The organism is Micromonospora sp. NPDC051300 (assembly GCF_044455315.1).
Taxonomy (GTDB): domain Bacteria; phylum Actinomycetota; class Actinomycetes; order Mycobacteriales; family Micromonosporaceae; genus Micromonospora; species Micromonospora robiginosa.
In genome coordinates, this window is record NZ_JBITEP010000002.1 from 17,485 (window position 1) to 38,188 (window position 20,704).

Genomic DNA, 20,704 nt, shown 5'->3' on the forward strand with positions numbered 1-20,704 from the left:
TTCCGCCCGACGGGCGACGGCGAGGGTGAGGAGACCGGAATGGCGCACGGGGAGGCCGAGCACGGCTGCGCCCAGGACGAGCCCTGCCGGCCGGGCCACGACCAGCCGCGGCGGACGGGTCTGACCCATCCGGGTGAGGCCGCCGGGCGGTCGCCCGAACGCGACGACGAGCCGGCGGTGCCGCGACAGCGGGTGGTCGAGCCGGCGTGCCCGGCGGTCGAGCCGGCGCCGGCCCGGACCTGCCGCAGTGACCAGGCCGGCTGGGCCGGTGGTCACCGGCACGGCGCGGTGCGCCCGGGCAGCCGCACGACCCGCCGGGAGCGGCCGCCGCGTCGCTGGTGCTGACCACGCGAGCCCCGTCCGGCGGTTAGCGTGGGTGGGTGAAGGCGATGGCTATCGACGCGTACGGCCCGGCCGACCTGCTCACCCCGCACGAGCTGCCCACCCCGCCCGTCGGGCCGGACACGGTCCTGGTGCGGGTGCGTGCCGCCGGGGTCAACCCGGTCGACTGGAAGATCCGCGCGGGACACCTCGACGGCGCGTTCCCGAGCCACTTCCCGCTGGTCCCGGGGTGGGACGCGGCCGGGGTGGTGGAGGCGGTCGGCCCGGCGGTTGTCGGGTTCGCGGTCGGCGACGAGGTGATCGGCTACGTCCGCCGCGACGACGTGCAGCACGGGACGTACGCGGAACTGGTCCCGGCCCCGGAGCGGTGCCTGGCCGACAAGCCGGCGCAGGCGTCCTGGGCGCAGGCGGGCGGGCTGCCCCTGGCCGGCCTGACCGCCTACCAGACCTTGCAACTGGCCCGCACCGGCGCCGGCGACACCGTGCTGGTGCACGGCGCGTCCGGCGGGGTGGGCCACCTGGCGGTGCAGGTGGCCCGGGCGCTCGGCGCCGGCCGGGTGATCGGCACGGCGAGCGAGGCGAACCACGACTTCGTCCGGTCGCTGGGCGCGGAGCCGGTCGCCTACGGCGATGGTCTGGCCGACCGGGTCCGCGCGGTCGCGCCCGACGGGGTGGACGTGGTGCTGGACCTGTTCGGCGGCGACGCGCTGGACGTCTCCGCCGAGCTGATCACCCGGCCGGCGCGGCTGGTCTCCACGGCCGACCCCGAGCACGTGACCCGGCTCGGCGGCACCTATGTCTTCGTCAAGCCGTCCACGGCCGACCTGAGCGTGTTGGCCGGGCTGGTCGACGCCGGCCGGCTCACCGTGCACCTGGCCCAAACGTTCCCGCTGGCCGAGGCGGCCGAGGCGCAGCGGCTGGTGGAGGCAGGGCACGTCCGGGGCAAGGTCGTGCTGACGATCTGAGCATGGGTGACCGCACCGAGCGGAGCGAGGGCCGGGAGCCCGTGCCCGGCCGGCAGCCGAGGCTCAGCGGGTGCGGCGACGCACCAGGAGCGCGATGCCGGCCAGCCCGACGGTGATGACCAGCACCACGCCGATGTTGAGCAGCAGCAGCCGCTGGAGTTCGGCGAGCGCGGTGTCGAGGTTGCCCTTCGGGTCGAGCGCATCCTCCGGCAGGACCCGCTCGCCGCCACCGATGCCGCCGGAGAGCGTGTCGAACTGGGGCGCCAGCGGCACCCCGACGGCGCGCAGCGTCTCGGACATGTTGAGGCGACCCAGGAACCAGCCGGCCCGCGGATGGCTCAGGTCGGGCTGCTTGGCCGGCCGGTAGACGCGGGGGCCGCCCTTGGCGAGCGGGAACAGGTCGAACGTGTTCTTCGGCGTGCCGGCCACCAGCACCACCACCGTGTACTTCGGACCGAGGTCCTTGGCGGCGGGGCCACGCAGCTGCCCGGTGGCCCCCAGCCACTTGACCTGGTCGATGATCATGTTGACCTCGGCCGGTCGGGTGTCGCCCCGGAGTTGCAGCGGCTGGTCGAGCCGGTCGCCGGTGATGTCCACGCCCGGCGGGGCGAGCTTCGGCGCGGCTGCCGCGGCCGTCGTACCAGTGAGCGCGAGCGAGCACGCGAGTGCCACCGCCGCCCCGGCCACGACGGTCAGCAGCCGTCTCACCTTCCGGACCATCGCCGCCTCCTCGCCCCGTTCGATGGCTGGCTTCCTGCCGGTCACACTGGACCCGCCCACCTGAAAGACTCCGCAGAACGTCGCGTGGTTGCAGTAGGTGGAAGAGTAATTGGAACTATCTGCGAGCTGAGACCGACCAATGGAACGGCCGAAGATCAGCGGCCGGATCTTACCCGGACGGAGGGGTCCATGGGGGGCAGGGTTGCCCGCACGACACGTGCCTGGCTGCTGGTGCTCGGGGTGGCGGCGGGGGTGTCGCTGCTGTCGCCGGCCACGCCGGCCAGCGCGCACAATTCGTTGACCGGTAGCGATCCCCGGAACGGTGCCCGGGTGGCCACCGCGCCGAAGCGGATCGAGTTGCGCTTCCTCGCCACACCGAAGGAGGCCACCACGAAGGTGACGGTCACCGGGCCGGACAACGTGGCCGCCACGGGCGGCGCGCCGACGTTCGCCGGCAAGCGGGTGAGCGTGCCGTTCACCCCGGGCGCGGCCGGGCTCTACATCGTGACCTATCAGCTCGCGTCCGACGACGGGCACCCGGTCACGGGCGAGATCCGCTTCACCCTGACCACCGGCACCCCGGCGGAGTCCCCGTCGCCGACCGCGACGCCCACCGCCGCGCCCACCCCGACCGCGTCGCCGAGCGCCGCCGCGCCGACGTCGGCGAGTGCGACCCCGGCCGCCGCCGCGGACGACGACGGGGGTACGGGATGGTGGTGGGCGCCCGTCGTGGTCCTGGTGCTGGCAGCGCTGGCCGGCGGCCTGGTGCTGCGCCGCCGCGCCCGTCGACGCTGACCTGATGCCGCCCGGCCCGGACCGGCGCCGCCACGCGTGCCGTGCCGTGCCGTGCACCAGACACCCATGACGTTCCACCCACCAACTCCTCGGAGCGTCACTGCAGCACCATGGGTGTCTCAGCTCCACCTAGGCACCCATGGTGTTCCACTCGCCGGCCGGCCGGGGCGTGACTGGAACACCATGGGTGTCCCAGGTCGGCGCAGACAGCCATTGGGGCAGGATGGTCGTCTCGGGCCGTCCAAGCCATGTCAACTCCGGCCGTATCGGGGCCGTGCCGTGCGGTCGGTCGTGTGCGACCGGTCGCCGCGTGAGCCGCGGGCGCTGGCCGGCCGAGCCGTGATGGCGCCTGCCGCCCCCTATCCGGCGGCCGAACACTCAGCGTAACGGTGGCCGGAAACAGTGCGGCGGAGAGCGATATGCCTCTGAGGCATAAATATGACTCAGAGGCATATCGCTCAAACGTCCTGCCATCTTCGGCGACGACACGCCGAGGAACCCGCCGCGCCGATCAGCCGTCCGCAGCGCCCCAGCGACACCACCGCCCCGCCTGCCGGTCGCGGTCACGGCACGCCGAAGGGCCTGACCGGCAGCCGCGCGACGCCGGCACCGTTTCGGCGGCCATTGCGGCACGCCGAGGTAACCGCCACGTTGGTCGCGGCAGGCCGAGCATCCCGCCGGCCCTCACGTCCGTCTCGGCCACTCCGGCTCGCCGCCTCCTGCCGGCCGCCACGTCGCGAGCGCCGACGCGGTGGCGTGGCGGCGGGGCGGGGCGGCGTGGTGGCGTGGTGGCGGGGCGGCGTGGTGGCGTGGTGGCGGGGCGGGATGGGGCTCAGACCAGGCGTACCCGGGCGGCGCGCAGCCGGGTCAGCGTGCGCTCGCGGCCGAGCACCTCCAGCGACTCGAACAGCGGCAGCCCGACGGTGCGGCCGGTGACCGCGACCCGGACCGGCGCCTGCGCCTTGCCCAGCTTCAGCCCGCGCTCCGCGCCGACCGCCTCCAGGGTGGCCTTCAGCGACTCGGCGTGCCAGGGCTCCAGCGACTCGAACGCGGCGATCGCGGCGTCCAGCAGGTCGGCCGCGCCCTCCTTCATCGCCTTCGCCCAGGCCGCCTCGTCGATCAGCGGGTCGGCCAGGAACAGGAAGTCGACGTTCGGCACGATCTCGCCGAGCACCGCGATCCGGGTCTGCGCCAGCGGCGCCACCGCCGCGAACGCGGCCGGGTCGAACTCGTCCGGCTGCCACGGCGGCGGGGCGATGGTGTCGGTGCCGGTGAGCCACGGCTGGCAGGCGGCGACGAAGTCGTCGACCGGCAGCGCGCGGATGTACTCGCCGTTGAACGCGCGCAGCTTCTTCTCGTCGAAGAAGGCGGGGGAGGGGTTGACCTCGTCGAGCCGGAACTCGTCCTCGATCACCGACCAGGGCACGATCTCCCGGTCGCCCGAGGGAGCCCAGCCGAGCAGCATCAGGTAGTTGCGCATCGCGTCGGCGAGGTAGCCCTCGTCCCGGTACGCCTCCAGGGCGACCTTGTCGCGACGCTTGGACAGCTTCTGCCGCTTCTCGTTGACCACCACGGGCACGTGCGCCCAGATCGGCGGCTTGACCCCGAGCGCGTCCCAGAGCAGCTGCTGCTTCGGGGTGTTGGGCAGGTGCTCCTCGGCCCGGATCACGTGGGTGATCCCCATGGTCATGTCGTCGACCACGTTGGCGAGCAGGAAGACCGGGGAGCCGTCGCCGCGGGCGATGACGAAGTCCTCGATCAGCTTGTTCTCGAACGTCGGCTCGCCCCGGATCAGGTCGACCACCACGGTCTCGCCCTCGTCCGGGGTGCGGAAGCGCAGCGCCCGGCCCTCGCCCGCCGGCAGGCCCCGGTCGCGGCAGAAACCGTCGTAGCCGCGGTGCTGCGAGCCGGTACGCGCCTGCACGTCCTCGCGGGTGCAGTCGCAGTAGTAGGCCCGGCCGGCCTCGTAGAGGCGCTGGGCGGCGGCGCGGTGCTCGCCCGCGTAGGAGGACTGGAAGTAGGGGCCCTCGTAGCTGCCGCGCGCGATGCCGATCCAGTCGAGCGCGGAGAGGATGCCCTCGGTCCACTCCGGCCGGTTGCGGGCCGCGTCGGTGTCCTCGACGCGCAGCACGAACACCCCGCCCTGCTGCTTGGCGAAGATCCAGTTCTGCAGCGCCGAGCGGGCGCCGCCGACGTGGAACATTCCGGTCGGGGAGGGGGCGAAGCGTACACGTACCGTCACGTCCCCCAGCCTACGGCGGACCGCGACCGCATTCCGGCAGGGGGCCGGTCAGGGCACCGCCTTGATCTTCACGACCAGCGCGCTGCCGACCAGGGTTACCACCGCGGTGGCCGCGTAGAGCGTGGGGTATCCGCCCAGGTGGACCACGATCGGGGCGGAGAGCGCCGGCCCGAGCACCTGGGGCGCGGAGTTGGCGATGTTGATCACGCCGAGGTCCTTGGCGCGGTCGGTGGCGGCGGGCAGCACCTGGGTGATCAACGCGGCGTCCACCGCCAGGTAGACGCCGTAGCCGGCGCCGAGCAGCAGCGCGGCGACGATCGCCATCGGCCAGACCGGCGCGACCGCGAGCAGCGTCGCCGCCACCGCCATGATCAGCCCGGAGACGATCACGAACACCTTGCGCCGGCCGGAGCGGTCGGAGATCCGCCCGGCGACCACCGCGGTCAGCATCATGCCCAGCGTGTAGAGCAGGATCAGCACCAGCAGCGAGCCCTCGGGGTCGGCCACCCGCACCCCGTCGGTGAGGAAGTAGAGCAGGTAGAGCGTGCCGAGCGCGTTGCCGAGCTGCACCAGGAACCGGGTGAACCACGCCCAGGCGAAGTCCGGGTGGCGGCGCGGGCTGATCCACATCGAGGCGAGCAGGGCGCGTGCCCGCAACGGCGACCGGTGCTCCCGGGGCAGCGGATCGTCCTGGGTGAGCAGCGCGAACGGCAGCGACAGCAGCAGCACGGCGAGCGCGATCGCCACGTACCCGGCGGCGTTGCCGGTGACCACGGCGGTGACCAGCACCGCGCCGAGCACCAGGCCGAGCGCCTGCGGGATGCCCACCCAGCCGGAGACGCCGCCGCGCTGGGCCACCGGCACCCGGTCCGGGATCGCGGCGGTGAGGCTGGCCAGCATGGCGTTGAAGCAGACCTGCGCGGCCACCCAGGCCACCGCCACCCCCGCGATGGTGTCCTGCCGGGCCAGCAGCACCAGGGCGACCGCGCCGACCACCGCGCCGGTCGCGGTCCAGACGTGCCGGCGGCCGAAGTGCCGGTTGGCCAGCCGCAGCGAGGTACGGTCCGACAGCGCGCCGGCGAGCGGGTTGGCCAGCACCGCGGCGAGCGCGCCGAGGCCGGTCACCACCGCCAGCATGGCCTCCTTGTCGCCGGGTGAGATGCGTTCGATCTGCTGCGGCAGCAGCACCTGGATCGGGGTGAAGAACGCCATCCAGACGCCCAGGTTGGCCGCGAAGATCAGCGCGATCCAGCTCCGCCGCACCGGCACGGTCGGCTCGGCGAGCGCCGCCGGCAGCGAGGCCGGCGTCGGGTTCACCGTGGTCATCGCCGGATCAGGTCCCGGAACCAGGCGTACGAGGACTTCGGGGTACGCCGCTGGGTCGGGTAGTCGACGTGCACCAGGCCGAAGCGTTTGGTGAACCCCTCCGCCCACTCCCAGTTGTCCAGCAGCGACCAGACGAAGTACCCGGTCACCGGCACGCCCGCGCCGATCGCCTCGTGCACCGCGCGCACGTGCCCGTCCAGGTAGGCGATCCGCTCGGGGTCGTGCACCCGGCCGTCGGCGTCCGGCGCGTCGTCGTAGGCGCACCCGCTCTCGGTGACCTGGATCGGCGGCAGCGCGTCGCCGTAGCGGTCGTGGAGCTGGCCCAGCAGCTCACGCAGCCCGTCCGGGGCCACCGGCCAGTCGAACGCGGTGCGCGGGTAGCCGTCCAGCGGCACCATCTCGAACGGCAGCGGCGAGCCCTCCTCGGGCGCCCGGATGCCTGTCGGGTTGTAGTAGTTCACCCCGAGCACGTCGATCGGCGCGGCGACGACGTCGAGGTCCCCGTCCCGGACCACGGCCGGGTCGAGGCCGGGCGCGTCGGGGTAGCCGCGGCCGAGCAGCGGGTCGGTGAAGAGCCGGTTGTGCAGCGCGTCGTACGCCCGCGCGGCGGCCCGGTCGGCGTCGGTGTCCCCGACCAGCCGCACCGGCGAGTAGTTGTTGGCGATCGCCACCTCGCTGATGCTGCGTGCGCGCAGCGCGGCGACCGCGAGACCGTGCCCGAGGAGCTGGTGGTGGGCCACCGGGAAGGAGTCGAAGAGCAGCATCCGGCCGGGCGCGTGGGTGCCGATGCCGTAGCCGAGGGTCATGTGGATGAACGGCTCGTTGAGAGTGATCCAGAGCTTCACCCGGTCGCCGAGGCGGGCCGCGGTCAGGTCGGCGTACTCGGCGAAGCGGGCGGCGGTGTCCCGGTTCAACCAGCCGCCGGCGTCCTCCAGCGGCTGGGGAAGGTCCCAGTGGTAGAGCGTGGCGACCGGGTCGATGCCGGCGTCGAGCAGGCCGTCCACCAGCCGGTCGTAGAAGTCCAGCCCGTCCGGGTCGGCCGGGCCGGCGCCGCCGGGCTGAACCCGGGGCCAGGCGACCGAGAACCGGTACGCGGACACACCCAGTCCGGCCATCAGCGCGGTGTCCTCGGCGTACCGGTGGTAGTGGTCGCAGGCCTCGTCGCCGGTGCTGCCGTCGACGATCCGGCCCGGCTCGTGGGCGAACGTGTCCCAGATGGACGGACCTCGGCCGTCGGCGCCTGTCGCTCCCTCGATCTGGTACGCGGAGGTGGACACCCCCCAGCGGAAGCCGGCGGGGAAGTCGGGCAGCGGCACCGTCGTCAATTCGCCCTCCCAAGACATGAAGCGTGTTCGCACTCTAGGGGGTGGCTGGTCGCCGCGCTATAGGCCGGGAAGACGGCCGACACAAGGGCGTTCGGCGTGTCTTCTCCGATCCCGTCCGCTTAAGTCCGATTTACACATAGAGTGCCAAATATCGCGGATGTGATTTAAGTGGGGGAAAGACGCTCATGATCCTCGTGGAACGTAGCGCGCACGTGGCGGCGCCGGTAGAAGTGGTCTGGGACGTCGTGCAGCGGGCCGAGCAGTTGCCGGCCTGGCTGGCGGGGGTCCGCGCGGCCGAGGTCCTCTCCGGGGAGGGGTTCGGCCGGCGGCAACTGGTCCAGGCCGGGCGCGGCGCCGCCCACGAGGCCGAGGTGATCGCCTATCAGGAACCGACCCTGATCGGCTGGCGCGAACGGGCCAAGGGCGCCGGCGCCCGGGCCGAGGCGCGCACCGAGATCTACGTCCAGCTCACCGCGGACGAGGAGGCCGGCGGCACGGTCGTCCGGTTGATCGTGGTGCGGTGGCCCGCCGGGCCGGTCAAGGCCGCCATGCTGCGGCTCGGCCTGCGCCGGGTCGGCGCCGACCTGGAGGACTCGCTGGCCCGGCTGACCGACCTGGCCGCCGTCGGCTGACCGGGTCACAGTCCCGGCGTCGCCCGCAACGGTGATGGTCCGGCATCCCGGCCAGGGACGCCGGACCATCGTCGTGTCCGTCCGCCGCGCGACGTCTCTCACCGACGTCGGCGGTGAGAAGGGGCCCCTTCTCTGCGGGAGGCGTTAAGAAGGGGCCCTTCCTTTCACCTACTAGCTGTCGCCGCCGGTCTCGCCGACCGGGGCGGCGTTCACGTCGTCCAGGGCGTACTTGCGGGCGGCGTCGGCCGGCACGTGCGCCGGGACCGTGCCGCGCAGGGCGAGCTGCCGCAGCGTGGCGACCGCCACCGACTCGGCGTCCACGTGGAAGTGGCGGCGCAGCGCGTGCCGGGTGTCCGACATGCCGAAACCGTCGGTGCCCAGCGAGGTGTAGTCACCCGGCACCCAGCGGGAGATCAGGTCCGGCACCGCGCGCATCCAGTCGCTGACCGCGACCTTCGGCCCCTCGGCGTCGGCCAGCTTCCGCTGGACGTACGGCACCCGCTGCTCGTCGCCCGGGTTGAGCAGGTTGTGCTCCTCGCACTCCACCGCGTCGCGGCGCAGCTCGGTCCAGGACGTCACCGACCACACGTCGGCGGCCACGCCCCAGTCCTCGGCGAGCAACTGCTGCGCCTTGAGCGCCCACTGCATGCCGGTGCCGGAGGCGAGGATGTTCGCCTTCGGCGCGTCGCCGTTGACGGACGGGGCCGGGGAGTAGCGGTAGATGCCCTTGAGGATGCCCTCGGCGTCCACGCCCTCCGGCTCGGCCGGCTGGAAGATCGGCTCGTTGTAGACGGTGAGGTAGTAGAAGACGTTCTCCTGCGCCTCGCCGTACATCCGGTGCAGGCCGTTCTCCAGGATGTGCGCCAGCTCGAACGCGAACGCGGCGTCGTACGCGACCACCGCCGGGTTGGTGGCGGCGAGCAGCAGCGAGTGCCCGTCCTCGTGCTGGAGCCCCTCACCGTTGAGCGTGGTGCGGCCGGCGGTGGCGCCGAGCACGAAGCCGCGCGCCATCTGGTCGGCCGCCGCCCAGAACCCGTCGCCGGTGCGCTGGAACCCGAACATCGAGTAGAAGATGTACATCGGGATCATCGGCTCGCCGTGCGTGGCGTAGGACGTGCCGGCGGCGGTGAACGAGGCGACCGAGCCGGCCTCGTTGATCCCCTCGTGCAGGATCTGCCCGGTGGTCGACTCCTTGTAGGACAGGAACAGCTCCCGGTCGACCGAGGTGTAGCGCTGGCCGTGCGGTGAGTAGATCTTCTGGGTCGGGAAGAGCGAGTCCATGCCGAACGTGCGGGCCTCGTCCGGAATGATCGGCACCCAGCGCCTGCCGAACTCCTTGTCCTTCATCACGTCCTTGAGCAGGCGGACGAAGGCCATCGTGGTGGCCACCTTCTGCTTGCCGGACCCGCGCTTGACGTCGGCGAACCGCTCGCTGCCCGGGATGGCCAGCCGCTTCGGCGCGGTGGTGCGCGACGGGAGGAAGCCGCCGAGCTGGCGACGCCGCTCCCGCAGGTATTCCATCTCGTCCGACTTCTCGTCCGGCGTGTAGTACGGCGGGAGGTAGGGGTTCTCCTCCAACTGCTTGTCCGGGATGTCGAGGTAGAGCCGGTCGCGGAACAGCTTCAGGTCGTCGAGCGTCAGCTTCTTCATCTGGTGCGTGGCGTTGCGGCCCTCGAAGTGCGAGCCGAGCGTCCAGCCCTTGATGGTCTTGGCGAGGATGACCGTCGGCTGGCCGGTGTGCTCCATCGCCGCCTTGTAGGCCGCGTAGAGCTTGCGGTAGTCGTGCCCACCCCGCTTGAGGTTCCAGATCTCGTCGTCGCTCAGGTGCTCGACCATCTTGCGGGTGCGCGGGTCGCGACCGAAGAAGTGCTCGCGCACGTACGCCCCGGACTCCGCCTTGTAGGTCTGGTAGTCACCGTCGGGCGTGGTGTTCATCAGGTTGACCAGCGCGCCGTCGGTGTCCGCGGCGAGCAGCGGGTCCCACTCGCGGCCCCAGACCACCTTGATGACGTTCCAGCCGGCGCCCCGGAAGAACGCCTCCAGCTCCTGCATGACCTTGCCGTTGCCGCGGACCGGTCCGTCCAGCCGCTGGAGGTTGCAGTTGATCACGAAGGTGAGGTTGTCCAGCTCCTCGCGCGCGGCCACGCCGATCGCGCCGAGCGACTCCACCTCGTCCATCTCACCGTCGCCGAGGAACGCCCAGACGTGCTGCTGGGAGGTGTCCTTGATGCCCCGGTGGTGCAGGTAGCGGTTGAACCGCGCCTGGTAGATGGCGTTCAGCGGGCCGAGGCCCATGGAGACGGTGGGGAACTCCCAGAAGTCGGGCATCAGCCGCGGGTGCGGGTAGGAGGGCAGCGAGCCGGCGCGGTGCGACAGCTCCTGCCGGAACCCGTCGAGCTGGTCGGCGCTCAGCCGGCCCTCCAGGAACGCCCGCGCGTACATGCCGGGGGAGGCGTGCCCCTGGTAGTAGATCTGGTCGCCGCCGCCCGGGTGCTCCTTGCCCCGGAAGAAGTGGTTGAAGCCCACCTCGTAGAGCGACGCGGAGCTGGCGAACGTGGAGATGTGGCCGCCCACGCCGATCTCCGGGCGCTGCGCCCGGTGCACCAGCATGGCGGCGTTCCACCTGATGTACGCCCGCAGCCGCCGCTCGATGTGCTCGTCACCGGGGAACCACGGCTCCCGCTCCGGCGGAATGGTGTTGATGTAGTCGGTGGTGGTCAGGGACGGCACCCCGACCTGGCGCTCGCGGGCCCGCTCCAGCAGGCGAAGCATGACGTACCGGGCGCGCTTGGTTCCGCGCTCGTCGATGACACCGTCGAGCGACTCGACCCATTCGCTGGTCTCTTCAGGGTCGATGTCCGGAAGCTGGCTCGGCAGACCAGCGGTGATCACCGGGCGCTTGCGTTCCGTAGCCACAGGCGTTCCCTCGGTTCTGTGTGGGATAGGTCTCTAGCGCCATCCTGCCCCCTGGTGGCGCTCGTCGTCACGTCTGCCTCCCCCAGACGCGATGCGCAACACAGGTACCCGTCGGTAACTTTGTGCGATCACCTGCCGCGCCGTCCGGCCCGTGGTTGGCGGCCCCGACTACCCTGCCGGCATGCGGGGACGGCCGGTTCGGGCGGGTCATGTGCTGGTGGCGGTGGGAGCGCTGCTCATCGGGGGCTCGGCTGTCGCGCTGGCGCGGGAGATCGCCCGTACCCCGGAGTGGGGGTCCGGCTGGGCGATCGGCGTCGGCGTTGGCGTGATGCTGGTCCTCGCCGGTGTGGACGAGATCCGCCACCGCCGCCGGTTCGGCGCCGGCTACCGGGAGGCGGCCGGCGGCGCCGCCGTCCTCCCGCACACGCCCGGCCCGGAGACCGGCGGCGGCCAGATGCCGGACTACGGCTCGGGGGACGGCGGCGGTGGCGACTGCGGTGGCGGCGGCGGGAACTGAGCCGCTGCGGCAGAATGCGCCGTATGCGCAGTGAGGTGATCAGCGTCCGGACCGGTTCCCGGCCCACCGTCCGGGACATCACGGCCGAGGCCGAGCGGTTCGTCGCCGGGGCCGGCGACGGGCTGCTGCACGTCTTCGTCCCGCACGCCACCGCCGGCCTGGCGATCATCGAGACCGGCGCCGGCTCGGACGACGACCTGCTCCGGGCGCTCGACGACCTGCTCCCCACCGACGACAGGTGGCGGCACCGGCACGGCTCACCCGGGCACGGACGCGACCACGTGCTGCCGGCGTTCGTGCCCCCGTACGCCACGCTGCCGGTGCTCGACGGGCGGCTCCAGCTCGGCACCTGGCAGTCGATCTGCCTGGTCGACCCGAACGGCGACAACCCGGACCGCCAGGTCCGCTTCTCGTTCCTCGCCGGCTGAGCCGGGCGCCGCGTCATGTAGTGGACCGGGTCAATTGTTGCTTTGTCACGTATGATGGCGGGCATGGTGCCATCCACCGCCGCGCCGGACGACCGGGCCGTCCTGGCCGGGGAGACCGTGCGTCGGATCCTGCACGTGGCCGCGGCGCTGCGGCACCACCAGGACGAGGCGATCGCCGCGCTGGGGCTCACCCCGGCGGCCGGCCGGGCGCTGCACGAGCTGGACCCCGACCACCCGTTGCCGGCCCGCGACCTCGCCGAGCAGCTCGGCTGCGACCGGTCCAACGTGACCGGCCTGGCCGACAAGCTGGAGCAGGCCGGCCTGGTGGAGCGGCGCACCGACCCGACCGACCGACGGCAGAAGACGCTCGTGGTCACCGCGCGCGGCCGGCAGGTGCGCGACCGGCTCCGGCAGGCGATGTCGGACTCCCGACTGCTCGACGGGCTGAGCGCGGCCGAGCTGGCCACGCTGCGCGAGCTGGTCTGGAAGGTGTCCGACGGCGGCTGCCCCGAGGCGTGCGGGGAGATCTGAGCCACGCCGGGCGGAACGTGTCCGACTGGGCGAGGCGGGCCCGAGTCGGTAATGCTGTCCGACGTGACCACCCCGCACGATCTCGACGACCGGCTCCGCGCCGACCTGGCCGCGCTCGGCACGCCTGAGCGGCGCCGCGACCTCGGCGAACCGCTGCCCGGTGACGGGTCGTTGACCGGGGCGCAGGCGCTGGCCCTGTTCGACGCGCAGCTCACCAGCCGGCTGCTCGACCTGGCCGGGCGCTGGCTGCGCGGGTTCGGCGAGGGCTACTACACGATCGGCTCGGCCGGCCACGAGGGAAACGCCGCGGTGGCCGCCGCGCTGCGCCCGACCGACCCGGCGCTGCTGCACTACCGGTCCGGGGCGTTCTACTGCCTGCGCGCCGCCCAGGCGGCCGGCGATTTCCCGTCCACCCCGCCGCCCCCGCCCGGGGCGTCGGCCCCCCGCCAGGATGGCGCGCCGGACCTGCCGGACCTCACCGACCCGGACGCCATCGACCCTGCTTCTCCCGCTTCCCGAGATGATCGTTCCGAGGACCGGGATCCGTCGAGATCTTGGTACGAAAGTGCCCCCATGGGGGCCGTTTCCTACCAAGATCTCGATCCGGCGGTGACTGACGCCGTGCCGGGAGATGTGGACGACGGTGGGCGACGGTCGGGTGCCGGAGTCGCAGGCGGCGACCTGCCGGATGAGGCGGGCGTCGAGGCGGTGCGGCTGCCGACCGGGGCCGGCGTGACCGTGGACGCGGACGGCGGTGCGACTCCCGGCGTACCCGATCGGGCCGGCGTGGCCGGGGACGCGGACGGCGGCGCGACGGCAGGCGTACCCGATCGGGTCGGCGTGGCCGGGGACGCGGACGGCGGCGCGACGGCAGGCGTACCCGATCTGCCGTCGCCGTCGCTCGACGACGCCTACGCGGCGGCGGCGCGCGACGTGCTGCGGGGGATGGTCGCCTCCGCCGAGGAACCGATCGCCGGCGGCCGGCACAAGGTCTTCGGTCGGGCCGACCTCGCGGTCGTGCCGACCACCTCCACCGTCGCCTCGCACCTGCCCCGGGCGGTCGGGCTGGGGTTGGCGCTGGAGCGGTTGCGCCGGGGCGGCCCGCGTGCCGAGGGCGACCCGGAGGTGGCGTCCTGGCCGCCGGACGCCGTGGTGGTCTGCTCGTTCGGCGACGCCTCGGTCAACCACGCCACGGCCACCGCCGCGTTCAACACCGCCGGCTGGTACGACCACACCGGCCTGCGGATCCCGGTCCTGTTCGTCTGTGAGGACAACGGGCTCGGCATCAGCGTGCGCTCGCCCGAGGGGTGGGCGGCCACCGCGCTGCGCTCCCGGCCCGGCATCCGCTACTTCGCCGCGGACGGCACCGACGCGGTCGAGACGCACCGGGTGGCGGCGGAGGCGGCGGCCTGGGTGCGCCGGCACCGCCGGCCCGCGGTGCTGCACCTGAGCACGGTCCGGCTGATGGGGCACGCCGGCGCGGACGCGGAGACCGCCTACCGGAGTCCGGCGGAGATCGCCGCGGACGAGGCGCGGGACCCGCTGCTGGTCACCGCCCGCCGGCTGGTGGCGGCCGGCTACGCGGGCGGCGAGGAACTGCTCGCCCGGTACGACGAGCGGGGCTGGCAGCTCCGGCGCATCGCCGAGGAGGTGCTCGACGAGCCGAAGTTGGCGTCCCCGGTCGAGGTGGTGTCGGAGTTGGCGCCCCGCCGGCCGGTGCGGGTGTCCCGGGCGGTCGCCGACGCGGCGGCGCACGCGGCGGGTCCGGGCGCGGCGGCCCGGGCGGAGGCGTTCGGCGGCAAGCCGCCGGAGCTGACCGGGCCGCTGACGCTGGCGCAGAGCATCAACGCGGCGCTCGCCGACGGCATGCTCGACCACCCGCGGATGGCCGTGTTCGGCGAGGACGTGGCCGCCAAGGGCGGGGTGTACGGGGTGACGAAGGGCCTGCGGGACCGCTTCGGCGCGGCCCGGGTGTTCGACACGCTGCTCGACGAGACCTCGATCCTCGGTCTCGGGCTCGGCGCCGGGCTGGCCGGCATGCTGCCGGTGCCGGAGATCCAGTACCTGGCCTACCTGCACAACGCCGAGGACCAGCTCCGGGGCGAGGCGGCCACCATGCGCTTCTTCTCCCGGGGCGCGTTCCGCAACCCGATGGTGGTGCGGGTGGCCGGCCTGGCCTACCAGGAGGGCTTCGGCGGGCACTTCCACAACGACAACTCGGTGGCGGTGCTGCGGGACGTGCCGGGTCTGGTGGTCGCGGTGCCGGCCCGGCCGGACGACGCGGCGCCGATGCTGCGTACCTGCCTCGCGGCGGCGCGGGTGGACGGCGCGGTGTGCGTCTTCCTGGAGCCGATCGCGCTCTACCACTCCCGCGACCTGTACGCCGAGGGCGACGGCGAGTGGCTGGCCGAGTACGCCGAGCCGGGCGCCTGGGCGGAGCGGCACGTGCCGATCGGCCGGGCCCGGGTGTACGGGATCGGCTCCGCCGAGGACCTCACCATCATCACCTTCGGTAACGGGGTGCGGATGTCGTTGCGGGCGGCGGCCACGCTCGCCGACGAGGGTGTCGGGAGCCGGGTGGTGGACCTGCGCTGGCTCGCCCCGCTGCCGGTGGCGGACATCATCCGGGAGGCGTCGGCGACCGGTCGGGTGCTGGTGGTGGACGAGACCCGGCGGTCCGGCGGGGTGGGGGAGGGGGTGCTGTCCGCGCTCGTCGACACCGGCTACGTCGGTGCCGCGCGCCGGGTGGCGGCACTTGACTCTTTTGTACCATTAGGTCCGGCTGCCCGGCAGGTTCTGGTGTCCGAGGAAGCCATTACCCAGGGTGCCCGTACGCTGCTGGCACGGTAAATTCCGTTCCACCCGGTGCGCCACTTGCGCAGCGAGCCGCAACTGTGTGGACTGGGCACCACGGCGTCGCACGACGCCGGAGCAGGGATGAGACGAGGAGGCACGCGACAGTGAGCGCGACCGCTGGTCAGGCCGCCGACGGGGTACGCAGCCTGGCGGACCGGTTCGGGATCGAGCCGGGCATGGTCGTCATGGAGATGGGCTACGACGACGACGTCGACACCGATCTCCGGGACGCCCTGACCGACCGCTGTGGAGAACTGGTCGACGAGGACACCGACGAGGTGGTCGACGCGGTTCTGGTCTGGCACCGCGACGGCGACGGTGACCTCTTCGAGCTCCTCGTCGACGCCCTCGGGCCGCTGGCCGACAACGGCGTGGTCTGGCTCCTGACGCCGAAGGCCGGCCGGGACGGCCACGTCGAGCCGAGCGAGGTCGCGGAGAGCGCCCAGACCGCCGGCCTCCAGCAGACCTCCACCATCAACGCCGGCCGCGACTGGAGCGGCGCCCGCCTCGTGCTGCGGCGCGGCTCCAAGAGCAAGAAGTAGGAGCGCAGGCATGCCGATCGAGGTTGGCGCCGAGGCGCCCGACTTCCTGCTCAAGGACCAGAACAACCAGGAGGTCCGGCTCTCGGACCTGCGCGGTCGCAAGACCGTGCTGCTGGTCTTCTACCCGCTCGCCTTCACCGGCATCTGCCAGGGCGAGCTGTGCGAGGTGCGGGACAACCTCGACGACTACGTCAACGACGACGTCCAGGTGCTGACCGTCAGCGTCGACTCGGTCTACGCCCACAAGATCTGGGCCGACCGGGAGGGCTACCGGTTCCCGCTGCTCGCCGACTTCTGGCCGCACGGCGCGGTGGCCCAGGCGTACGGCGTCTTCAACGACGTCGCCGGCATCGCCAACCGGGGCACCTTCGTCATCGACAAGGCCGGCGTGGTCCGCTTCGCCGAGATGAACATGCCCGGCGAGGCACGGGACCAGCAGGGCTGGCGCAAGGCGCTGGCCGAGGCCGTCGCCGGCTGATCCACCCCCGGACAGGTCGTTCGACCGGGCCGGAGGCGGCAGGTAAGCTTGCCGCTCCGGCCCGCCGTACGGGCGTTCCGGGCGCGTAGCTCAGTGGGAGAGCACTCGCCTTACAAGCGAGGGGTCGCAGGTTCGAAACCTGCCGCGCCCACCACACACCACCAGCGGATGAACCGCTCCCGACGTGCTGGCGGCGCTAGGCTCTTCGGCCATGGGCCTGCTCACCTTCAGCATCAACGTCACCCTGGACGGTTGCGTCGACCACCAGGAGGGGATCGCCGACGACGAGACGCACGCCTTCTTCACCCGTCTCCTGGGCGAGAGCGGAGCGATGCTGTGGGGCCGCGTCACCTACGAGATGATGGAGGCGTACTGGCCGGCCGTCGCGCGCGGTGACGTGGATGCCCCGCCGGCCCTGCGTCGGTGGGCGACCACGCTGGAGGCCCATCCCAAGTACGTGGTGTCGACGACGCGCACGGACTTCCCGTGGGCCAACAGCCACCACGTCACCGGCGACCTCCGCGAGGGTGTGCAGAAGCTGAAGGACGCGACCCCGAACGGGATCCTGGTCGGGAGCGGCAAGCTCGCGACCGAACTCGACCGGCTGGACCTCATCGACGAGTACAAGCTGCTGGTCCAACCCATGATCGCCGGGCACGGCCCGACGCTCTACCAGGGTGGGCTGCCCACCACCCGCCGGCTCGAACTGCTGTCGGCCGAGCCGATGAGCAACGGCGTGCTCTCCCTGCACTACCGCCGCGCCCGCTGAGCCACCGAGGTCCAGCGCTCGTTCCGGGCTGCGTCGGCCGGACCGGTCACCCCAGGCCGTACGTGCTCGGGGTGCGCTCGCACGCCCGACGCGGGCAGTGCGCGGAGCGGCCGTCGAGGTAGCGGGCCAGCAGGAAGCGTCCCTCGGTGAGGCTGTCGTTGCCGGAGGCGCCGGCCACCACGATCCGGTCGAACTGCACGGTCCCGCCGAGCCCGGCCGACAGCGCACCGACCGCCGTGGTGGTCCGCCCGTCGTCGCCGAAGCTCGGGTCGAGGTCGCCGTTGCGCAGGTAGCCGGCGAGCGCGACGGTCGACGGCTGGCCGGCGGCCCCGACGGCCACGATCCGGCCCCGCGGTCGCAGCAGCACCCGCCGGATGACCGAGCCGCCGTCGACCTCGGTGAGCACCTTGCCGGTGCCGTCGCCGAACGTCGGGTCGAGCGTGCCGTCCGGGCGGAACCGCATCAACCCGAACTGACCCTCTCCCGTGGCGGTCTGCCCGAGCCCGCCGGCGAGGATGGTGCCGTCGGCGTCGACCGCCACGTCGGTGGCGCCGCCCTGGCCCTGGCTCGGCACGTTCTGCGCGGTGACGATGCCGTCGCCGCCGAAGGTCGGGTCGGGGCGCCCGGCGGTGGTGAGGCGGACCAGCGCGAACTGCTGGCCGACCACGCCGGGGCCGATCGCCGCGCCGGCCAGCACGATCTTCCCGTCGCGCTGCCGGGTGACCGCGAACGCGGAGGCGTCGCCGCCGGGGATCAGCACCAGCGTGGCGCCGCCGTCGCCGAACGTGGGGTCGAGGCGTCCGTCGGTGCGGAACCGGGCTGCCGCGAAGACGGCGTTGCCGTCGGCGTCGTTGGCGCCGCCGGCCACCACGATCTTGTCGTCGGGCTGGACGAGTACGGCGGTGGCGCCGGCGTTGCCGACCGGGCCGATCTGCTGGATCACCCGGCCGCCGGTGCCGAAGCGGGGATCGGGCCGCCCGTCGGGCAGGTAGCGGACCAGTGCGAAGCCGATCTGGTCGCCGGTGCCGAGGCTCGCGGTGCCGGCGGCCACGATCCGGCGCTGCCGGTCCACCGCGAGACCCTGGACGCCGCCGCCCTGACCGGGCAGCGGGGTGGTGACCCGGCCGGCGCTGCCGAAGCGACTGTCGAGCGTGCCGTCGCAGCGGTAGCGGGTGAGCAGGAAGTCGGCCGATCCGGCGTCGATGTCGCCGCCGCCGGCCACCAGCGAGCCGTCCGGCAGGGTGACGACCGAGCTGGCGCCGACCGCGCGGTCGGGGAAGCCGGTGAGCGTCACGCCGCGGGTGCCGAACGTCGGGTCGAGGTCGCCGCGGCGCGGCGCGGTCAGTGGGGGCGGCGTCGTCGGGGCGACCGCCCCGGGCCGGGGCAGCAGTCGGGGCTGCCGCAGGGTCACGCGGTCCTCCGCCGGGCCCGCTCCGGCGCCCGTTTCCGGGGCGCCGCTCGGCGTCGGGGCGGGCCGGTCCGCGGCGGTTCCGGCAGTCGCCGGGTCGCTGCCGGCGGCGGGCGCGCCGGCGAGTGATCCGGCGAGCAGCAGCGCCAGGCTGAACGTCTGGAGGTACGGGCGGAGCGTGAGCAGCGGCATGCTCAGAAAGCTAGTGCTATTTCGCCGCTTTGATGGTTAAACAGTAATTATGTCGCTTTCGTTCCCGCTCCCGGCTGACCGTGCGGCCGGGCACGGTCACGTGAGCCGATCGGCGACCCGGACGCCGTGGGACCGCAGCACCGCCTCCACCCGCTCCCGGGTTTCCGGGTCCGGCCGCCGCCACTGCCAGACCCGTCCGACCATCGTCGCGTTGTTGGGGCCGGGGACGTCCCACGGCCCGCCGTCCGGATACACGGCGAGCGCGACCCGCCCGAAGCCCGGGCGGGCCAGTGTGGCCTCGCGGATCTCGGACCACCGGTAGCTGCGGGTGACCGTGCCCCGGTGCCGGACCAGCAGGCCGGTGTCGTCGGCGAGCAGCGCGCCGTCGCGGTGGCGCCACGCCGCGACGACGCTTGCGGTCGTCATCCCGAGTGGCCAGATGAGGGAGCCGATGCTTCTGGGCAGGGTGAGCGCGAGCGCGGCGGCCAGGGCGAGCAGCCCGAGCGGGACGAGCACCGCCGGCCACCACCGCGACGCGAACAGCACCACCGGCTCCGCGCCGGACCCCCGTCCCTCCACCATCGACGGTGGATGCCCACATCGCCGCCGATCCACACCGGTGCGGCACAATCCCGGCATGACCGAACGGCTGGCACCGATCCTGCGGGCGCGACCAGGAGTGGGGCGGGACTTCGAGGTCACCGACCCGGACGGCAGCCGGATCCGGTTCGGCACGGTGCCCGGCTGAGCCCGACCCCGTCTCAGGGCTGGTAGCCGGGGTCGGCGACGGTCTCGGCGATGCGGGTGAGCCAGTGGAGGTCGTTGGCCCGGGACTCGGCGCTCGCCCCGGGGTCGAGGACGCCGGCCAGGAACGCGGCGACGTCGTCGAGGTGCCGCTCGGCCCGGTAGTAGCTCAGCACCGTCGGCTCCGGGTCCACCGGCCCGTAGCCCCGGCGGAAGAGCTCCGCGCGTCGCGCGTCGATGGGGTGCTCGCCGAAGTCCCGGCTCAGGACGAACATCAGGTCCCGCTCGCGGGGCGCGAGGATCGGCGCGTCCCAGTCCACCACGTGCAGTGGACCGTCGCCGTCGGCGATCAGGTTGCCGGGGTGGATGTCGGCGTGGCAGACGACGTGCGGGGTGCGCGGCACGCGGGCGGCCAGCGCGTCGACCGTCTCCGCCAACCGGTGCAGCGCGTCGCCGTACCGGTGCCAGAAGGCGCCGAGCGACGCGCTCGCCGCGGCCTGCCCGCCCAGCGTGCGTACCCGCTGCCCGGCGTCCGACCGGTAGGTCTCGGTCGGCAGCACGGCGGCGATCTCGGGACTCGGCGTCACCGCGTGCAGGCGGCCGAGGAAGTCGCCGTACGCGGTCCACTGGCGGTCGGTGAGGCCGCGACTCCAGAGGCTGCCGCCCTCGACGTACGGGTAGAGCAGCAGGTGGTGGTCGCCGAACCGGCGCGGGGTCCCACCGACCGGCGCGACGACCTGCCGGACGCCGTGCGCGCGGAGGAAACCGGGCAGCCGGACTGCGGCCGGCGTGAACGCGCCACGGCGCAGCTTGAGGAACCAGCGCCGGCCGTCGGACGTGTCGACCCGGTAGGCCCACGCCTGCCCGTCCAGCCCGACCGGCAGGAACGTCAGGCCGGCGACGTCGAGCGTCCAGGCGGCGGCGACCTCGGCGGCCAGGGCTCGCTCGTCCACGTCCGGCTTGTCGATCACCGTCG

The 20,704-nt window shown here is 73.2% G+C and carries 19 protein-coding genes, 1 tRNA gene and 1 pseudogene; 13 read left to right on the top strand and 8 right to left on the bottom strand.

Annotation, left to right across the window (positions count from 1 at the left end):
• Positions 1-39 precede the first annotated feature (39 nt).
• Both ACIA5A_RS03175 and ACIA5A_RS03180 read left to right on the top strand, forming a co-directional pair.
• The gene (locus tag ACIA5A_RS03175; protein ID WP_396755896.1) at positions 40-345 is read left to right on the top strand and encodes a hypothetical protein; all 306 of its coding nucleotides are present in this window, start codon (positions 40-42) and stop codon (positions 343-345) included.
• Positions 346-389: 44 nt separating this feature from the next.
• Positions 390-1,307, top strand: a complete 918-nt coding sequence (locus ACIA5A_RS03180) for an NADP-dependent oxidoreductase (protein ID WP_396756479.1) — start codon at positions 390-392, stop codon at positions 1,305-1,307.
• 63 nt (positions 1,308-1,370) lie between these two features.
• Here ACIA5A_RS03180 and ACIA5A_RS03185 read toward each other — a convergent pair whose 3' ends face one another.
• Positions 1,371-2,027 carry a hypothetical protein gene (locus ACIA5A_RS03185; RefSeq protein WP_396755898.1) on the bottom strand — a complete coding sequence of 219 codons (657 nt, stop codon included), beginning with the start codon at positions 2,025-2,027 and terminating at the stop codon, positions 1,371-1,373.
• Positions 2,028-2,216: 189 nt separating this feature from the next.
• Between ACIA5A_RS03185 and ACIA5A_RS03190 the strand changes: the two genes are divergently transcribed.
• Positions 2,217-2,822 carry a copper resistance protein CopC gene (locus ACIA5A_RS03190; protein ID WP_396755900.1) on the top strand — a complete coding sequence of 202 codons (606 nt, stop codon included), beginning with the start codon at positions 2,217-2,219 and terminating at the stop codon, positions 2,820-2,822.
• A gap of 832 nt (positions 2,823-3,654) precedes the next feature.
• Here ACIA5A_RS03190 and gltX read toward each other — a convergent pair.
• The 3 genes from gltX to ACIA5A_RS03205 are packed head-to-tail and all read right to left on the bottom strand — an operon-like array spanning position 3,655 to position 7,733.
• Positions 3,655-5,064 carry a glutamate--tRNA ligase gene (gene gltX / locus ACIA5A_RS03195; protein ID WP_396755902.1) on the bottom strand — a complete coding sequence of 470 codons (1,410 nt, stop codon included), beginning with the start codon at positions 5,062-5,064 and terminating at the stop codon, positions 3,655-3,657.
• Between the two features lie 48 nt (positions 5,065-5,112).
• Positions 5,113-6,390, bottom strand: a complete 1,278-nt coding sequence (locus ACIA5A_RS03200) for an MFS transporter (RefSeq protein ID WP_396755904.1) — start codon at positions 6,388-6,390, stop codon at positions 5,113-5,115.
• Positions 6,387-7,733 (bottom strand): GH1 family beta-glucosidase, encoded by a 1,347-nt coding sequence (locus ACIA5A_RS03205; RefSeq protein WP_396755906.1) that lies wholly within the window; start codon positions 7,731-7,733, stop codon positions 6,387-6,389. Before ACIA5A_RS03205 ends, ACIA5A_RS03200 begins: the two co-directional genes overlap by 4 nt.
• A gap of 167 nt (positions 7,734-7,900) precedes the next feature.
• Between ACIA5A_RS03205 and ACIA5A_RS03210 the strand changes: the two genes are divergently transcribed.
• Entirely contained in the window at positions 7,901-8,347 is a 447-nt protein-coding gene (locus ACIA5A_RS03210; RefSeq protein ID WP_181569720.1) for an SRPBCC family protein, read from the top strand.
• A 171-nt stretch (positions 8,348-8,518) separates the two neighbouring features.
• Here the strand turns inward: ACIA5A_RS03210 and aceE are convergent, their stop codons facing one another.
• Complete coding sequence (gene aceE / locus ACIA5A_RS03215; RefSeq protein WP_396755908.1) at positions 8,519-11,263, bottom strand: pyruvate dehydrogenase (acetyl-transferring), homodimeric type; 2,745 nt, start codon at positions 11,261-11,263, stop codon at positions 8,519-8,521.
• A 181-nt stretch (positions 11,264-11,444) separates the two neighbouring features.
• Here aceE and ACIA5A_RS03220 point away from each other — a divergent pair, with 181 nt between their 5' ends.
• The 9 genes and pseudogenes from ACIA5A_RS03220 (at position 11,445) to ACIA5A_RS03260 (ending at position 17,384) form a co-directional block, all read left to right on the top strand.
• The gene (locus tag ACIA5A_RS03220; RefSeq protein WP_396755910.1) at positions 11,445-11,780 is read left to right on the top strand and encodes a hypothetical protein; all 336 of its coding nucleotides are present in this window, start codon (positions 11,445-11,447) and stop codon (positions 11,778-11,780) included.
• 23 nt (positions 11,781-11,803) lie between these two features.
• Positions 11,804-12,208 (top strand): YjbQ family protein, encoded by a 405-nt coding sequence (locus tag ACIA5A_RS03225; protein ID WP_172967946.1) that lies wholly within the window; start codon positions 11,804-11,806, stop codon positions 12,206-12,208.
• Positions 12,209-12,271: 63 nt separating this feature from the next.
• Entirely contained in the window at positions 12,272-12,739 is a 468-nt protein-coding gene (locus ACIA5A_RS03230; protein WP_396755912.1) for a MarR family winged helix-turn-helix transcriptional regulator, read from the top strand.
• 51 nt (positions 12,740-12,790) lie between these two features.
• Positions 12,791-13,135 (top strand): annotated as a pseudogene (locus tag ACIA5A_RS03235) (transketolase); the annotation flags it as partial.
• Between the two features lie 177 nt (positions 13,136-13,312).
• The gene (locus ACIA5A_RS03240; RefSeq protein WP_396756481.1) at positions 13,313-15,589 is read left to right on the top strand and encodes a thiamine pyrophosphate-dependent enzyme; all 2,277 of its coding nucleotides are present in this window, start codon (positions 13,313-13,315) and stop codon (positions 15,587-15,589) included.
• Positions 15,590-15,699: 110 nt separating this feature from the next.
• A complete protein-coding gene (locus ACIA5A_RS03245) occupies positions 15,700-16,137 on the top strand; it encodes a DUF3052 domain-containing protein (RefSeq protein ID WP_091572628.1) in 438 nt (145 codons plus the stop codon).
• 10 nt (positions 16,138-16,147) lie between these two features.
• Entirely contained in the window at positions 16,148-16,615 is a 468-nt protein-coding gene (locus ACIA5A_RS03250; protein ID WP_396755914.1) for a peroxiredoxin, read from the top strand.
• Positions 16,616-16,694: 79 nt separating this feature from the next.
• Positions 16,695-16,769, top strand: a tRNA-Val gene (locus ACIA5A_RS03255).
• 57 nt (positions 16,770-16,826) lie between these two features.
• Positions 16,827-17,384, top strand: coding sequence for a dihydrofolate reductase family protein (locus tag ACIA5A_RS03260; protein WP_396755916.1), 558 nt, complete (start codon positions 16,827-16,829; stop codon positions 17,382-17,384).
• A 46-nt stretch (positions 17,385-17,430) separates the two neighbouring features.
• On the opposite strand, the gene ACIA5A_RS03265 is transcribed toward ACIA5A_RS03260, so the two are convergent.
• From ACIA5A_RS03265 to ACIA5A_RS03275, 3 genes are all read right to left on the bottom strand, one after another.
• Positions 17,431-18,984, bottom strand: a complete 1,554-nt coding sequence (locus ACIA5A_RS03265) for a hypothetical protein (protein WP_396755917.1) — start codon at positions 18,982-18,984, stop codon at positions 17,431-17,433.
• Positions 18,985-19,080: 96 nt separating this feature from the next.
• Positions 19,081-19,566, bottom strand: a complete 486-nt coding sequence (locus ACIA5A_RS03270) for a hypothetical protein (RefSeq protein ID WP_396755918.1) — start codon at positions 19,564-19,566, stop codon at positions 19,081-19,083.
• Positions 19,567-19,745: 179 nt separating this feature from the next.
• Complete coding sequence (locus tag ACIA5A_RS03275; protein ID WP_396755919.1) at positions 19,746-20,699, bottom strand: phosphotransferase enzyme family protein; 954 nt, start codon at positions 20,697-20,699, stop codon at positions 19,746-19,748.
• Between the last annotated feature and the right edge of the window lie 5 nt (positions 20,700-20,704).

Coding starts and splice junctions, on each gene's coding strand:
- ACIA5A_RS03175 (WP_396755896.1), top strand. CDS start 40: ATGGCGCACGGGGAGGCCGAGCACGGCTGCGCCCAGGACGAGCCCTGC.
- ACIA5A_RS03180 (WP_396756479.1), top strand. CDS start 390: ATGGCTATCGACGCGTACGGCCCGGCCGACCTGCTCACCCCGCACGAG.
- ACIA5A_RS03185 (WP_396755898.1), bottom strand. CDS start 2,027: ATGGTCCGGAAGGTGAGACGGCTGCTGACCGTCGTGGCCGGGGCGGCG.
- ACIA5A_RS03190 (WP_396755900.1), top strand. CDS start 2,217: ATGGGGGGCAGGGTTGCCCGCACGACACGTGCCTGGCTGCTGGTGCTC.
- ACIA5A_RS03200 (WP_396755904.1), bottom strand. CDS start 6,390: ATGACCACGGTGAACCCGACGCCGGCCTCGCTGCCGGCGGCGCTCGCC.
- ACIA5A_RS03205 (WP_396755906.1), bottom strand. CDS start 7,733: ATGTCTTGGGAGGGCGAATTGACGACGGTGCCGCTGCCCGACTTCCCC.
- ACIA5A_RS03210 (WP_181569720.1), top strand. CDS start 7,901: ATGATCCTCGTGGAACGTAGCGCGCACGTGGCGGCGCCGGTAGAAGTG.
- ACIA5A_RS03220 (WP_396755910.1), top strand. CDS start 11,445: ATGCGGGGACGGCCGGTTCGGGCGGGTCATGTGCTGGTGGCGGTGGGA.
- ACIA5A_RS03225 (WP_172967946.1), top strand. CDS start 11,804: ATGCGCAGTGAGGTGATCAGCGTCCGGACCGGTTCCCGGCCCACCGTC.
- ACIA5A_RS03230 (WP_396755912.1), top strand. CDS start 12,272: ATGGTGCCATCCACCGCCGCGCCGGACGACCGGGCCGTCCTGGCCGGG.
- ACIA5A_RS03240 (WP_396756481.1), top strand. CDS start 13,313: ATGGGGGCCGTTTCCTACCAAGATCTCGATCCGGCGGTGACTGACGCC.
- ACIA5A_RS03250 (WP_396755914.1), top strand. CDS start 16,148: ATGCCGATCGAGGTTGGCGCCGAGGCGCCCGACTTCCTGCTCAAGGAC.
- ACIA5A_RS03260 (WP_396755916.1), top strand. CDS start 16,827: ATGGGCCTGCTCACCTTCAGCATCAACGTCACCCTGGACGGTTGCGTC.
- ACIA5A_RS03265 (WP_396755917.1), bottom strand. CDS start 18,984: ATGCCGCTGCTCACGCTCCGCCCGTACCTCCAGACGTTCAGCCTGGCG.
- ACIA5A_RS03270 (WP_396755918.1), bottom strand. CDS start 19,566: ATGGTGGAGGGACGGGGGTCCGGCGCGGAGCCGGTGGTGCTGTTCGCG.